The sequence below is a fragment of the Mycoplasmopsis cricetuli ATCC 35279 genome (assembly GCF_000526955.1).
Taxonomy (GTDB): Bacteria; Bacillota_I; Bacilli_A; order Mycoplasmatales; family Metamycoplasmataceae; genus Mycoplasmopsis; species Mycoplasmopsis cricetuli.
On sequence record NZ_JAHB01000010.1, the window covers coordinates 14,614 to 30,856 of the forward strand.

8 protein-coding genes and 2 tRNA genes are annotated in these 16,243 nt (G+C 26.6%); 4 read left to right on the plus strand and 6 right to left on the minus strand.

Annotation, left to right across the window (positions count from 1 at the left end):
* Positions 1-51 precede the first annotated feature (51 nt).
* The 4 genes from ruvA to obgE all read left to right on the plus strand — a co-directional run bounded on the left by ruvA (position 52) and on the right by obgE (position 5,549).
* A complete protein-coding gene (gene ruvA, locus U744_RS0102880) occupies positions 52-651 on the plus strand; it encodes a Holliday junction branch migration protein RuvA (RefSeq protein WP_025755586.1) in 600 nt (199 codons plus the stop codon).
* A complete protein-coding gene (ruvB, locus tag U744_RS0102885; RefSeq protein WP_025755587.1) occupies positions 626-1,582 on the plus strand; it encodes a Holliday junction branch migration DNA helicase RuvB in 957 nt (318 codons plus the stop codon). The genes ruvA and ruvB overlap by 26 nt, the downstream gene beginning before the upstream one ends.
* Before the next feature lie 47 nt (positions 1,583-1,629).
* The gene (gene secDF, locus U744_RS0102890) at positions 1,630-4,209 is read left to right on the plus strand and encodes a protein translocase subunit SecDF (RefSeq protein ID WP_025755588.1); all 2,580 of its coding nucleotides are present in this window, start codon (positions 1,630-1,632) and stop codon (positions 4,207-4,209) included.
* 74 nt (positions 4,210-4,283) lie between these two features.
* Positions 4,284-5,549 carry a GTPase ObgE gene (obgE, locus tag U744_RS0102900; protein ID WP_025755589.1) on the plus strand — a complete coding sequence of 422 codons (1,266 nt, stop codon included), beginning with the start codon at positions 4,284-4,286 and terminating at the stop codon, positions 5,547-5,549.
* A gap of 1 nt (position 5,550) precedes the next feature.
* On the opposite strand, the gene U744_RS04540 is transcribed toward obgE, so the two are convergent.
* The 6 genes from U744_RS04540 to U744_RS0102930 all read right to left on the minus strand — a co-directional run bounded on the left by U744_RS04540 (position 5,551) and on the right by U744_RS0102930 (position 16,128).
* Positions 5,551-6,327: a class I SAM-dependent methyltransferase gene (locus tag U744_RS04540; protein ID WP_025755590.1), complete on the minus strand. Its 777-nt coding sequence runs from the start codon at positions 6,325-6,327 to the stop codon at positions 5,551-5,553.
* A gap of 339 nt (positions 6,328-6,666) precedes the next feature.
* A tRNA-Leu gene (locus U744_RS0102910) sits at positions 6,667-6,750 on the minus strand.
* Between the two features lie 19 nt (positions 6,751-6,769).
* Positions 6,770-7,267 carry a dUTP diphosphatase gene (locus U744_RS0102915; RefSeq protein ID WP_025755591.1) on the minus strand — a complete coding sequence of 166 codons (498 nt, stop codon included), beginning with the start codon at positions 7,265-7,267 and terminating at the stop codon, positions 6,770-6,772.
* A 93-nt stretch (positions 7,268-7,360) separates the two neighbouring features.
* Entirely contained in the window at positions 7,361-11,773 is a 4,413-nt protein-coding gene (locus U744_RS0102920; RefSeq protein WP_025755592.1) for a DNA-directed RNA polymerase subunit beta', read from the minus strand.
* The gene (rpoB, locus tag U744_RS0102925; RefSeq protein WP_036431935.1) at positions 11,766-15,368 is read right to left on the minus strand and encodes a DNA-directed RNA polymerase subunit beta; all 3,603 of its coding nucleotides are present in this window, start codon (positions 15,366-15,368) and stop codon (positions 11,766-11,768) included. Before rpoB ends, U744_RS0102920 begins: the two co-directional genes overlap by 8 nt.
* Before the next feature lie 685 nt (positions 15,369-16,053).
* Positions 16,054-16,128 (minus strand) — tRNA-Trp (locus U744_RS0102930).
* Positions 16,129-16,243 lie beyond the last annotated feature (115 nt).

Sequence of the window (16,243 nt, forward strand, 5' to 3'; positions counted from 1 at the left end):
TTTAGTTATTTTTTTTATATTTTTTTATTGTATGTATGAAAAGAGGTACAAATGTTACTATATAAAATTGGTGAAATAATTCACAAAAATGGAAATAATTTAATTTTTGAAAGTAGAGGTGATGGATATATTATAAATATAGCCAATGAAACAAGATTTAAAATTCATGAAAAAATAAAGATATATTTATATGAATATCACACTGATTACTTAAAATCAACTTATGGATTTAAAGATTTTAAAGAAAGACTTTTATTTGTTGATTTAATTGCAATTGATAAAATTGGTCCAAAAATTGCTATGTCAATTTTAGATAAAGGTTGAGAATATATAGCTGAGTTAATATCACAAGAAAACTGAACAGAAATTGCTAAATTTCCTTTTATTAATGAAAAAACAGCACGTTATTTGTGTGTTGAACTCTCAACTAAGTGAGGAAAAATGATTAATAAAAAAATTAAAGATTCAAGTGAAATGCAAGGAAATTTAAAAGAATTAACTGATACTTTAAATAGTTTAGGATTTCGCAAAAAACAAATTGATTATGCAATTGCCAATTTAACTGAAAAAGAAAATATTGATACCATGATTGAACAAAGTATTGAATTAATAGCAAAAAAATATAATGAAAACAGCAGTGCGTCCATCTAATTATAAAAATTTCATTGGGCAAGAACGTTTAATAAAAACAATTAAGGCAATGATTGATAGTTCAAATAAACAAAATAAGGTTCTTGATCATATTTTATTTTATGGATTACCTGGATTTGGAAAAACAACCTTAGCAACAATTATTGCAAAAGAAACCAATAGCAATATCCATTACATTCAAGGCGCTAATATTGAAAGAAAAGCTGATTTAATTTCAATTCTTTCCACCATTAAAGAAAAAGACATTGTTTTTATTGATGAAATTCATAGCATCAACAAAAATGTTATTGAATTTTTATATAATGTTATGGAAGATTTTGTATTTGATTTGATTGTAGGTGTTGATTCAAATGCTAGAGCGATTCGCATGAAAATTAAACCATTTACTTTAATTGGAGCTACAACAAAAATTGGTGAAATAATACAACCTTTTAAAGATCGCTTTGGATTTATTGGTCGTTTTATTGATTATTCTCAAAAAGATTTAATACAAATTATTAAAAATTCAGCAAAAATATCAAAAATAAATATTGAAGAAAATTTAATTAAAGTAATTGCTTCTCATTCTAGATCAACTCCTCGAATTGCGAATCATTTGCTCCAGCGAATCAATGATTTTGCTCTTTCTTTAAATAATGGAATAATCAATAAAAAAATTATTTTAAAAACTTTAAAACACTTAGAATTGTATCCCCTTGGTTTATATAAAGATCATATTGAGTACTTGAATGTTTTAAAAGATGGTTTTGATGAGAAAGCTGTTTCATTAGATGTTTTAACAGGTATTGTTTCAGCAACAAAAGAAAATATTTTAAATGAAATTGAACCTATTTTACTTTATTTAAAATTAATTGAAAAAACATCAAAAGGACGTAAAATTACTGCTAAAGGAATTGATTATTTAATTAAATTGAATCTTTCAATTTTATAGATATTTCAATTATTGAAAAATAACATTTTTGGTAAAATATTATTACTATGAAACGAATTAAAAACTTTTTTAAGATAAACAATTGAAAAAGAATTTTGATTAGCGTTTTAACACTTGGTTCTGCTACAATTGCAATCACTTTTGGAAGTAAGTATTATATTTCAAAAAATGCAAACAAATCAGTTGATTATGGAGGAGGTGTTGAAGCTGTTATTCAAGTAACAAAAAATGGACAAATTGCTGACAATGATTTAACTGAAGATGTTAATAAATCTATTTTTGATCGACTAACTGGAGGTACTGGTTTAAATGGAATTAAAACAAGTACTGAATCAGGTGGAAAAATAAGAATTGTTAAAAGTGGTAGCTTAAATGATATTGAAAGAAATTTATTTTTTAAAGAAATTATTGAAAAACCAATTTTAACAATTACTGATTTTAACTTAAAACCTTTATTTAATGATGGAATATTTAAAGTTGATAATGAATTAGATTTAAGCAGTGATTCTAAAAAATGAATTCCACCTTTCAAACCTAATAGTGCAAAACATACAACTCAAAATGATAGAGCAGTTGTAGAAATTGAATTATTAAATGATGATGCTGTTTTACAATGAACAAATGCAACTGATTATATTTCAAAACAAAAACCAAACAATACAATATTGATGTGACTTGATATTTTAAAGTTAATCGATATTGCTAAAAATCAATACCCTAATGATTGAAAAGAATCTAGTGAAAATCTTTGAAATTTTATTCATATAAACAATAAAGCAATTGAAAATATTGATAAATCAATTCCTAAATTAAATCCACTTAAGAAAAATCAAATTGATATTGAAAATCGTTATTTAATTAGTATTGCCTCAGTAAATAATGCAATTAACACTAAAAAAGTTATCATTAGTGGTAATTTTCAAGCTGAAAGTGCACGTAATTTAGCTAATAGAATTAATTTTGGATTGAGTGATTATGATCTTCAAGTAGTTTCTTCACATTATTTAGATTCAACATTACAAAGTAGAGCTTTTTATTATGCCATGATTGCTGGATTGTTAGTATTTATAGCAATTGCTGTGTTTATGATTATAAATTATGGATTATTAGGAATAATTTCTTCTTTTGCAATTGCTCTTTATATTTTTCTTACATTATTAATTTTTACTGCTCTAAAAGTTGAATATAGCCCAACAACTCTTGCTGCTTTAATTATTGGAATTGGAATTAGTGTTGATGCTAATGTTATTACATTTGAACGACTTAAATACGAGATATATCGGGGCGATTTGCTTTCAAAATCGTTTAAAAATTCTAATCGATTTTCACTTGCATCAATTATTGATGCTAACATAACTACCTTAATTGTTGGATTTATTTTATTTTATTTAGGTTCAAAAGATGTAAAAGGTTTTAGCATTGCATTAATACTTTCTATTTTCTTTACATTAATTGTTATGCTAGTATTTACAAGATTTTTATCAACAATGATTGTTGAAACAGGTTATTTTAATAACAAATTATGAGCTTTAGGAATAAGAAAAAAAAGAATTAATAATCCAGCTAAAATTCAATTAGTTATAAATAAAATAGATTATTTGAATAAATCTAAATGATTTGCTTTGAGTTCGGCCATATTTATATTAATTTCTTTTGTTGTATTTGGAATTATAGCCGGAATTAATTCAAATTTTTGAAGTGGAATAAATCGCTCACTTGAATTTAGTGGTGGAATTGATATTTCAATTTTAAGTAGAGGTGAATCATATGGAGATTTAACACTTAAACAAGCTCAGGAAATGAAACAAATTTTAATTGATAATGCTTCAAAAATTGAAATTCAAAATATTGACAATATCATTCAAATTCATAAAGCAAATGTTTCAAGTGAAAACTATATTCTTAAAATAACATCAGTACAAGATATATCAGATCTGCAAATTCAACAAATTAAAGATTTAGTTAGTTTAGTAAAAGAAGATATTATTTTAAATCAATTTAAAGTGCTTTCTTCTGAAGCTGTTAAGTTAGTTATAAATGCTTTAATAGCAATTGTGATTGCGTTTATTGGAATTGTATTATACACCTTAATTAGAATGAATTGAACCTTTGCTATTGCAGCAATTTTAGGTTTGGTACATGATTTTATTATGGTTGTTGCTTTTATTATTTTAACTCGTTTAAAAGTTTCATCAATAATTATAGCTGCAATGTTATCAATTATTGGTTTATCAATTAATGATACCATTGTAACCTTTAATCGAATTAAAGAAAAAATTCACAGTAAATATGCAAATACAATTTTAACCAAAGATATGATCAAAAATATTGTTAATACATCAATTAAAGATACACTAAAAAGAAGTTTGTTTACATCATTTTCAACATTAATTGCAATTGTAATTTTAATTGCCTTTAAAGACGCAACCAATTTTACTTTCAATATTGTAATGTTATTTGGTATTTCAATTGGTGTTTATTCTTCTGTGTTTATTTGTTCATGAATTTGAAGCAAACTTGAATTATTTAGACAAAATAAAATTCAGAAAAGAATTGATTCCAATTATTGAAATATCGCTAAACCAGATGAACAAACATTTCCTGGTATCAATGATTTTAATTATTAAGCAACAAATGTTGCTTTTTATTAATTTTTAACAACATTCATAAAGTATTATATTTATTTAAATAAGGAGATTTAATGGCCCGTTTTATTGATGAAATTAAAGTAAACATTCAAGCTGGAAAAGGTGGAGATGGAATGGTTTCCTTTAGAAGGGAAGCCCATGTGGACAAAGGTGGTCCTGATGGAGGAGATGGAGGAAAAGGAGGTAATGTTTATTTTATTGGAGACTTAGGAAAAAACACACTTTTAAGTTTTTATAAAAACAAACACATTGTTGCTGAAGATGGCGTTAAAGGTGGCCCTAAAAATCTTTATGGAGCAAATGGAAATAGTAAATATATTAAAGTGCCCATTGGAACTTTAGTTTATAACAAAAAAAAATTAATTGCTGATGTAATTGAGCCCAATGTTCCATATTTGATAGCTAAAGGTGGAAAAGGTGGAAGAGGAAACACTAAATTTAAAACTGCAAAAAATACTGCTCCTTCACTTTATGAAAAAGGAATGCCAGGTGAAAAGTTTGAAGCTGAAATAGTTTTAAAAATTTTATCTGATGTTGGAATTGTTGGAAAACCAAGCGCTGGTAAAAGTACACTGCTTAGTGTATTATCTAATGCAAAAGCCAAAATTGCTGATTATGAATTTACAACATTAGTCCCTCAACTTGGAATGGTCCAATATTTTGATAATTCTTTTACTATTGCAGATTTACCAGGACTTATTAAAGGAGCTTCACTAGGAAAAGGTCTTGGAATACAATTTTTAAAGCATATTGAACGTTGCAAAGTCATAGCTCATGTTATTGATTTTGGTTCTCTTGATAAAGATCCAATTGAAGATTATTTAACTATTAAAAAAGAATTAAAGTCATATAACTATAAGCTTGAAAATAAATTAGAATTAGTTATAGCTAATAAAAAAGATATGGATAGTTTTAAACAAAATATTCAAAATTTCAAAATAAGATTCCCTGAATTGCAAATCATTGAAATATCAGCTATATTAAGAAATAATTTAGATCAGGTAAAAAAAGAACTTTGAAAACTCATTGAAAAAGCTCAATTTGCTCCAATTGAACAGGAAGAGCAACAAATAAAAATAATTACTTTTGAGCCTGATTATAAAATTGTTTCACCCTATCGAGGTTACTTTGAAATTACTGGAAAAAAAATTGAAGAACTTTACAATAAGATTCCATTAACTACTTATGATAATTTAATTAGATTTAACAATATTCTTAAAAAAATAGGTGTATGAGATGATTTAATAAAAAAAGGTATTCAAAGAGGTGACACTGTTTCAATTTATGGATATCAAATGGAGTGAGAAAATGAAAAATAAGCTATTTTAATGGCTTATTTTTTAATACATAATAGTAAGCATTATCTGAAAATTTTTTAGCTTCTTTATTTTCTATTCCAATTTCATCGCGAGTTTTTATCAAAATAGGATTTGGTAAGTTAGCTTCCTTTAACATTTTTAAAATATCTTCTTTGTTGTAATAACATAAGACACCTTCATATTGACTAATTTTAAAAACAATATCTTCAGGTCTTCATAATGTTTGTTGTGAAATTAATCTAATTTTATTTTCATTAATATACTTTTCCTTAGACAAATCACCAACTGCTTGATCTGCAGTAAAAATTAAAATACCATTAGGTTTTAATAGTTTAAAACTTTTTTTCAAAACTTTAATTTTATTTTTATGAAAAGGAATGCACATCAATGAATTGAAGGTAAAAAAAATCAAGTCGTATTTTTCTTCTGTAAATTTATATTCAGTTAAATCAGCATGAATGAAATTAATTTTTGTTGAAGAGTTTTTAAACTTTAAATTTTCTTTGCATGATTTAGCAAAATTAATTGAATTTAAACTAATATCATACCCATCAATATAACGATATCCAAGAAGAGACAAATTTAATGCAAAACGGCCAGTGCCACAACCCATATCAGCTATTTTAATATCAAATTTATTTTTAAAATATTTTAAAACAAGATTTTTTTCAGCTTCTAAAAGACCTACTTCAAAATTAGATTTGCCATAGTGTTGTAATGATGTTTCTGTATCATAAATACCAGCATAACGAACTGTATCTTTTAAATTTTTTTTCATTTGTAATTTAATTTTAATATTTTTAAAAAAATTTGTTTTTTAATTTATAAAAAAATAAAATAAAAAAGTCCTCTTTTAGGACTTTTATAATATTATTAACAAATATATTTGTTGTACAACAATATAAAATAAAGGAGAATTCTATAAAAACTTAAGCAATAAATCAAATATAGAATTAATCATAAAATTACAAATAAAAAATCTCTTTTAATCAAAGAAAAAAACCATAAAGAAAAGAAAGGACAACCAAATTTTAAAGAATTTTGTAAGAATAATTAGAGGTTCAAAATAATAAAACTTGAAAAAATTGTTTTAAATATTTAAATATAAATTGAAATATGGTGCCCAAGACAGGACTTGAACCTGCACGGATTTCTCCAGCGGATTTTGAGTCCGCAGCGTCTACCATTCCACCACTTGGGCACTAGAATTATACTATATTTTAGTAATTATTCTTTATTCTCTGATAATTTGTTTTATTTTTATGTAAATATCAAGCATATAACTCATCATAATCAAAATTAAGCATTTTAAAAGTTCCAATTGCAATTTCAAAAGCATAAGTAATAGTTTCTTTTGAAATATTTTTCATAATCTCAGTTAAAGAAATAAATAAAGCTTGAAATTGCAAATTTAGTTTTGAAGAAATAATTCTTGGTTCTATTTGTGGATTTACAGAAAAACGATTTGAATATGAAACTAAAAAATGAATTAAATCTGCAAACTCTTCTAAAATTTTATTTTTAGAAATATTTTTATTTTTTTTTCAATATTTAAAGCTTTGAACTTCATTTGCAAATTCAGCCGCTTCAACAATTAATGCAATTGTTCCACTAATTAAAATATCTTGTTGAGTTAAATGTTTATTTTCAGCAAAAGATTTTTGCTGAATTTTTTCATCCAAATCTCTTTGCATTCTAAAAATATTCGTTAAATCCATATTGATAAATTATAAAGCATTTTAAAAATTACATTAATAAACTAATAAATGCATAATAAAAAAACATTCCATGTTAATTGGAATGTTTTTTTATTAATCTTCTTCAATAAAATCATCATATTCAAGAAAATCATCCTTGGATTCATTATTATAAATATCAATATCTTCAAATGATAAAGTATCTTCAAAAACATTATCAATTTCATACATAATATCGCCCAAATCACTTGGATTAAGTGTTTGTGAATCATCAAATTTAGTACTTAAATATGATTTTGGATTTCTAATATCATACTTGCTTTTAGCTTCATAATTTGAATTAGTTCCTGCTGGTATTTTATATCCTAAAATAATATTTTCTTTGAGTCCTTCAAGTGAATCAATACGATTGGAAATTGAAGCATTAACTAAAATTTTAGCAGTTTCTTGGTATGAAGCAGCAGCAAGGAATGAATCACTTAATAAAGGTGTTTGTTTTGCTCCTTTAATTTTAACTTCACCATAAGCTGGACGTTTTCCTTGTGCAATCAAACGACCATTTTCTCTTTGATAAATAAATCTATCAACCAAACTTCCAGTAAAAAAGTTTGAATCTCCTGAATCAGTGATAATAATTTTTGAAAGCATTTGACGGATAATAATTTCAATATACTTATCAGAAATAGAAATTCCTTGCAAACGATACAATCTTTGAACTTCTTTTAGTAGATAATTTTGAACTGAACGAGTATCAGTTTTAGCAAGTAAGTCATTAATAATAATTGGTCCTTCAACTAGTTTTTGCCCAGGATTAACAACATCACCAACTTTTACTCGAAGCTTTTGTGAAACTTTAACTGCATGTGAAACAAATTCAATTTCACCAGTATGTTTTTTCACTTCCACATCAACTAAAACTGTATCAGAAGTTTTTCCATATGAATCTTTAGCTAAATAAATATCTTTAACTGTTCCATGTACTTTTGAAATAACTGCTGGTTTTCCTCATGGCAAATCATAAGCATCAATTAATTCAATTAATCTTCCAAATCCACCAGTAATATCTTCAACTCCAGCAACTCCTCCTGTATGGAATGTACGCATGGTAAGTTGTGTCCCAGGTTCTCCAATTGATTGTGCAGCAACTACTCCAACTGCTTCTCCAATGTTAACAATTCTATTAGAAGCTAAATCTTTTCCATAACAACGCTTGCATACACCATTTTTGGTATGACATGAAAGAACTGAACGAATTTCAACTTCATTGTAATTTAATTCATTAACAATTTTATGTGCTAGTTCAGGAGTAATTAAAGTATTTGAACTAATTATAACTTGACCTTGCGCATCCATGATAGGTCGATTAATAAATCTTCCTTCAATTCTTTCAATAAGTGGTTCAATAACTGTATCAGTTTTAGTGTCTTTAATATCTTTAACAACAAATCCAAAATCACTTCCACAATCTTCTTCACGAACCACAATTCCTTGCGCAACATCAACTAATCTACGAGTTAAATATCCTGATTTAGCGGTATTTAAAGCAGTATCAGTAAGACCTTTACGAGCTCCATGAGTTGATGAATAAAATTCATAAGCTGTTAAACCATCAAGAAAAGAAGACTTAACAGGAATTTCGACTGTTGAACGCACAACACGATCATTTTCAGCATCAGCTTTTAAAACTTTGGTATTGTTGTTCATCAATCCACGCATTCCAGCTAACTGAGTAAAGTTTGATGAATTTCCACGTGCTCCTGAAGTAAACATCATAAATAATGGATTATCTAAGTCTGATTTGGTAACTTCTTTTAAATCTTTTTCAATTAAATCTTTAATTTGTGTTCACTTTTGAATGGTCAAATTATAACGTTCATCATCAGTTAAATAACCTTTGGCAAAATAATTTTTAAGATCTTCAACATATTTTTCACCTTCTTTAATTTTATCTTTAGTAGTTGCTAAGGTGGTAATATCATTCATGGAAATAGTTGTTCCTGAAATAGTTGAATATTTAAAACCTAAATCTTTAATGTTATCTAAAATTGAAGCTACATAATTTGAATATTTAAATCAAACTTTTTCAAGTAATTCAGTAAAATGACTTAATTTTCAATCTGTATTTTCTTTTATAAATCCAAAATATTTTGCATCAATATTTTCAAATTCTTCTTGAATAAATTTATTAATTAATGAAGCATGTGAAGGAGAAATATCTTCATTTTTGTAATCTTTTAAATTAGCGCAATATTCAAATTTATTTTTATAATTTGACTTTTTAATTGTATCAATTACAGTTGCAATATCTTCTATTGTAACCACAGCAACATATTTCTCATAAATTTTACGAATAATTTTTGCAATGTCTTTTTTTGCAAGCGCTGCATTAAGAGGCAATGTTTTAATTACCTCTCTAAAATTAATTCCATAATCAAATGTGTATTCTTTGATATTATTTTCTGAAGTATGAATAGTTTCAATTTCTTTAACTCTAACCTCACCATTTACATTTGAACTAATAGTTGAAATTCTTTTTCCAAACACAAAATCAAAATCACTTGGTAAAGAATGATTAAAAATAAATTTTCCAACAGTTGAAATAATGTATGGTTTGTTTGTTAGTTTATCAACTGATTCTTTTTCAATAGCAGAAATTGGTAATACAACTCTTGTGTGTAAAGTGATGTAATTATTTTCATAAGCATTCAACATATCATCATATGTTGCATAATAATTACCTTCTCCTTTTGCATTTGATTTTTCAATAGTTAAATAGTAAAGACCTAAAATCATATCTTGGGATGGGTTAATGATTGGTTCACCATCTTTTGGACCAAGAATATTTTTCGAAGCTAGCATTAATTCACGAGCTTCACGAAGAGCTTGTTCAGAAATTGGTACATGAACTGCCATTTGATCACCATCAAAATCGGCATTAAAAGCTGTTGTTACAAGCGGATGTAATTTAATAGCCTTTCCACGAATTAATACTGGTTGAAATGCTTGAATTGATAAACGGTGCAATGTTGGAGCACGATTTAACAACACAAGTCTTCCTTCAATTGCTTTTTCTACATAAGGTCAAATAATTGGATTTAATGCTTCAACTAATTTTTTGGCAGATTTGACATTTTTAATTCCATCTTCTGAATTAATAATTTCCTTAATAATTCAAGGTTCAAACAGTTTAGCTGCCATATCACGAGGAATTCCAACTTCATACATTTTTAATGTTGGACCAACAACAATAACACTCCGTCCAGAGTAATCAACACGTTTTCCAAGTAAATTTTGACGAAAACGTCCTTTTTTACCAGTTAATGCATCTGAAATTGATTTTAAAGGGTGCCCATCTTTTGAACTAACTGGAGCTGGTTTTTTTCTTGAATTATCAATTAAAGCATCAACTGCTTCTTGAATCATTCGATATTCATTTTGCTTAATTAGCATTGGCGCATCTGATTCATTTCATTTTGCTAAACGATTATTTCTAATAATAATTCTACGATATAACTCATTAATATCACTTGTTGAATGTCTTCCACCATCAAGTTGAACTAATGGACGTAAATCAGCTGGAATAACTGGAAGATTATAAATCAACATATTAGTTGGTTTTTGTCCAGATTTAATAAATGAATTTAAAATTGTTAATCGCTTGTATAATTTTGAACGATCTTGTAAATTTGTTGATGAAATTTCTTCAAGTGAATTAATCTCATCAATTTTTTGTTGAACATTTTTAGCTTCTTCTTCTAGATTAATATTTTTTAATAAATATTCAATTGCTTGAGAACCAGTAGCAATTTTAGCGTCTGAAAATTCATGAATTATATCATTGTATTCATAAAAATCAATTCCATAATCCTTACCCATTTTTGATGAAGCATATTCAACTAAATCATTTAAAGCATTGCTAATATCTTCATATTCTTCTGAAGTTTTATCATACATTTGTAACATTTCAGTTAAAGCAGCTTCATAAACACTTGCTGCATCATTAATGTTAATAATAGTGTTTTTCTTAAGTGATTTTAAGCTTCCACTTTCAAGAACAATATGTGATTTGTAATAAATTAAATTTTCCAAATCAGATTTAGCAACAGCAGTATTAGTATCAACAACTCTTAAACCAAGTAATTTTGAAATAATTGAATGGTCAATCTTAAAAAATCAAAAATGTACAACTGGGTTGTTTAACTTTATGTGCCCCATTCTAGTTCTTCTAGTAATTTTTGGCAAAATTTTTGGTTGATGCTTTTCACATGCTGGTGTTTTAGTACAAATAGTATTTTCGTCACTTTTTTTATATTTTGTTCCACAAATAGAGCATTTGTAATCAGTAGTTGGCCCAAAAATTAACTCATCAAAAAGACCATCTTTTTCAGGTTTGTATGATTTATAATTAATGGTTTCTGGTTTTGTTACTTCACCATGAGATCACTTCAAAATATCTTCATCAGTTGCTAATGAAAGCGCAATTTTATTGAATAAAATTTTATTTGAATTATCTTTTAAATTATTCATAGCTTTGTCCTCCACCATCTAGATATTGATTAATTTCTTCTTCATCCATTGAATCTTTTTGTAAAAATTCAAGTTTCATCCCAAGTCCTTTTAATTCATTACTTAAAACATTAAATGACTCTGGTATTCCTGGACTTGGAATTTCTTTATTATTTGTAACTAAAGCACTATAAAGAGCATTTCTTCCAGCAATATCATCTGATTTGTAAGTTAAAATTTCTTGCAATACATTAGTTGCTCCATAAGATTCAATCGCTCATGTTTCCATTTCACCAAATCTTTGTCCTCCATTTTGACTTTTTCCACCAAGTGGTTGTTGAGTAATAAGAGAATAAGGACCAACACTACGAGAGTGCATTTTATCATCTACCATATGATTCAACTTTAACATATACATAATTCCAACTGAAATTGGTTTATCAAATTTTCTCCCAGTAATTGGATCGATAACAATTTGTTTTCCAGTTTTATCAAGTCCAGCTTCAACTAGTGCATCTTCAATATCACCTTTTTTAACTCCGTCAAATGAAGGAGTTACAAATTTAGTATTTAATTTTTTTGCTGCCATTCCTAAGTGAAGTTCTAATACCTGACCTATATTCATCCGTGAAGGCACTCCTTGAGGATTAAGCATAATATCAAGTGGTGTACCATCTTCTAAGTATGGCATATCTTCTTCAGGTAAAACAATTGAGATAACTCCTTTATTTCCATGACGACCAGCCATTTTGTCACCAACTTTAATTTTTCTCTTTTGTGCAATTGATACCTTAACAATTTTATCAATTCCATCTTCAAGCACATCTCCTTTGTCTCTTGAAAGTACTTCTATATGAATAACAGTTCCATTATGACCATTTTTAACTTTGAGTGATGTATCTTTAACATTTTGTGGTTTTTGTTGTAAAATTGCCATTAAAAGTTTTTCTTCTTGACTTGGATTATCTTCACCTTTTGGAGAAATTCTCCCAACAAGAACATCACCTGCAACAACTTCAGAACCAACACGAACAATTCCATGTTCATCTAAATGTCTTATTGAATGCTTTGAAACATTTGGGATATCATCTCGAGTTAATTGATCTTCCCCAGCACGAGATGATCTAAATTGAATAGTTTGTTCTTCAATATGAATTGAAGTATAAACATCATCTTTAACAAGTCGTTCATTAATAATTATTGCATCTTCAAAATTATATCCATTTCAAGTAGTAAATCCTACTAAGACATTTTTTCCTAAAGACATTTCTCCATCTTTAAAACTTGATCCATCAACAAGTAGATCGCCTTTTTGTACTTTATCTCCAATTTTTACAATTGGTTTTTGTTGAATTAATGTACCTTGATTTGAACGCTCAAAATTTCTGAGAGAATATTTATCAGTTACTCCTTTTTCGTTTTTAACATAAATTTTTGATCCATCAACAAAAACAACTTCACCAGCATTTTTGGTTGTTAAATTATATGAAGAATATTTTGCAATATCTGCTTCCATACCAGTTGCTACATAAGGTGCTTCTGCTTGTAAAAGAGGAACTGCTTGTCTTTGCATATTTGATCCCATAAGAGCACGGTTAGCATCATCATTTTCTAAAAATGGAATTGCCGCTGCTGCAACTGAAGCAATTTGTTTTGAAGATACTTCAATAAAATCAACATCAAGTGGTGTTCCAATTATATAGTTATAATCACGTCTAATTGTTAATGTAGGGGAAATGATTTTATTATTTTCATCAACATGAATTGATGATTGGGCAAATGAATATCCAATTTCTTCACTAGCAGTTAAATAAAATACCTTTGAATAATCAATAACCCCTTGATTAACTTTAAAGTAAGGAGTTTGCAAAAACCCTAATTCATTAACTTTAGCAAAAGTTGCATAATTCAAAATAAGTCCAATGTTTGGTCCTTCAGGTGTTTCAATTGGGCATATTCTTCCATAGTGAGTTGAATGTACATCCCGCACTTCAAATTGCGCAGTATCACGATTAAGACCCCCAGGTCCTAAAGAAGTTACTCTTCTTTTGTTTGAAACCTCAGCTAAAGGATTAATTTGATCCATAAATTGTGAAAGTTTTGATAAATTAAAAAAGGTTTTCATTTGATTGGTTACAAGTTTGTTGTTTGTAACATTTTTTCCTGTTACTTTTCCTGGCTCCTTAGCACCCATTCTTTCACGAGTTGTTTTTTCTAATTTTGCAAGCGCTACTGAGAGTTGCCCTTCAAGTAGTTCACCAACACTAACAATTCTTTTATTTGTAAGTGAATCAGGATCATCATCTTGTCCAATTCCTTCAACTAAATTAAAATAATAGTTAACTACAGCAACAATATCTGAAATTAAAAGGTGTTGTTCAACTGATTTAGGATCATTTCCTATAACCAAAATAGGCTCATTTTCTTTTTCAAGCATTCATTTTTTATTTGGATAAATTTTGATCTTTGCAATTTTATTTCGTTTAGCAAGATTTTTATTGTTTTGAATTAATTTTTGATAAACATGTTCAACATCAATTCCAGGAATATTTTCTAGAGCAATTGTTCCATTTTTAAAACTTTCAGAAATTTTCTTTGCAATATCAATTGAAATAAAAGTATTTTTCTCAAATAATAATTCACCATTTTTGGTTTTGATATCTTGTGCTAAATAAGTGTTGGTAATACGATCAATAACCGAAAGTTTGTTATTTAGCATGTATCTACCAGTAACTGAAAGGTTGTAACGTTTTTTATCAAATAAAATTCCTAAAAGTAAAGTTTTCTTTGATTTTTCAGAAACACGATCACCTTTTCTTAAACTTCTAAAAAGTTCATCCTGACACATATCAATAATTTCATCTTTTGAAAGTTCAGGATTTGAGATAAATTTATCTTTTCTAAGAGTTTCTTCTAATAAATCACTATTTCCAAAAAGTTGTCTTGCTTCATCTTGAGTAATTCCAAATGAACCTAGAAAAGTTCCAAGATGAACATTTTTATTTTTATCAATTTTAACCTTTACTGTATCTAAGGTATTTGAAGTTGTCTTATGTGAAATTTCAATTCATGATCCAATTCTTGGCAAAACTTCAACCTTATTAAAAAGATCATCTGATTGTTTATTTCTAACATTGACTCCAAAGTATGCTCCAGGTGAACGAATTAATTGTGAAACAATAACCTTTTCACTTCCATTGATAATAAAACTTCCTCCTGATGTCATGTATGGAATTTCTCCAATCAAAACCTCATCAGTATTAACTTCACCAGTTCCAGTAATTTCTCTTTTCAGGGTTGCATAAACTTTAACTGAAAAGTTAATTCCTTTAGCTTTACATTTTTTAATTTCTTCACTTTCATAAGTTGATTTTTTAAATGGGAGTTCTAAACGTAAACTACCTTTTACATAGTCAAGTGAAACTTGCTTATTAGCTGCCTCAATGGGATATATTTCAAGTAATTTTTCTTGAATTTTTTTTTGAATAAATAAACTAAAACTTTTTTTACTTGTTGATAGAATATCTTCAACAGGTAAAGAATATTTTGTTACTGAGTAATCTCTTCTTTCAGTTTTAGGTCCAAACTTACGAATTTTATAATTATTTTGATTCATAATACCTCTTTTTCAGCTCAATTTTAAAGTGCATAATTTGTAAAATTATTTTACCATAATTTTCAAAAAAACTATGAGCTTTTAAAAAAATATATTTTCTTTTTAAAATCTAACTAAAAATAATAAAAAAACATCACATTAAATGATGTTTTTAAAGCTAAAATTAGATACTTGCTGAAAAAATTCAAGTATTTTTTTTAAATTTTTTCTTTCATAAAATATAAAAAAATACTTTAAAAAAGCTAATATTTAGTAACTTTTTTCTAAAAAAAATAAACATAGGCAATATAACAAAATTTAAAAATTTTAAATATGCATTTAATACTTATCTACTAACATGTTTACTTTTTTAAATTTTTAAATTATTTTGAATATAAAAATTTTTTGTAAATATTAAAAATACTATTTTTTCTTACATTAGTTGGTTTTAATTTAATATTTTTTATTTTTAAAATAAAAAAATGTTTTTTAGTAATTTACCATTTAAATGCTAAAACTTCAATTGTTTTATTATTTTACTTATTTTTAAATAATTCAATTTTATATGTAAAAACTGTATTAAACTAAATTTAAATTGTAACTACCAAAATTTTTTATTGCTAAAACTTTTAAATAAGCTTGCTATATTTAATTTTTAAAATTTAAATGTTGTGTTTATATATATAAAAAAAAAAAAAAAAAAAAATGGCAGGAGTAGCAGGATTCGAACCCACAACACACGGGGTTGAAGCCCGTTGTTCTACCGTTGAACTATACTCCTAAGCCATACTATTATATATTATTTTAAAGAATTTTCAATTAATAAAATTACATCTTCTACTGTTTTTACATCATTTATTTTTTTATCATCAATAATGATATTATATTTTTCTTCT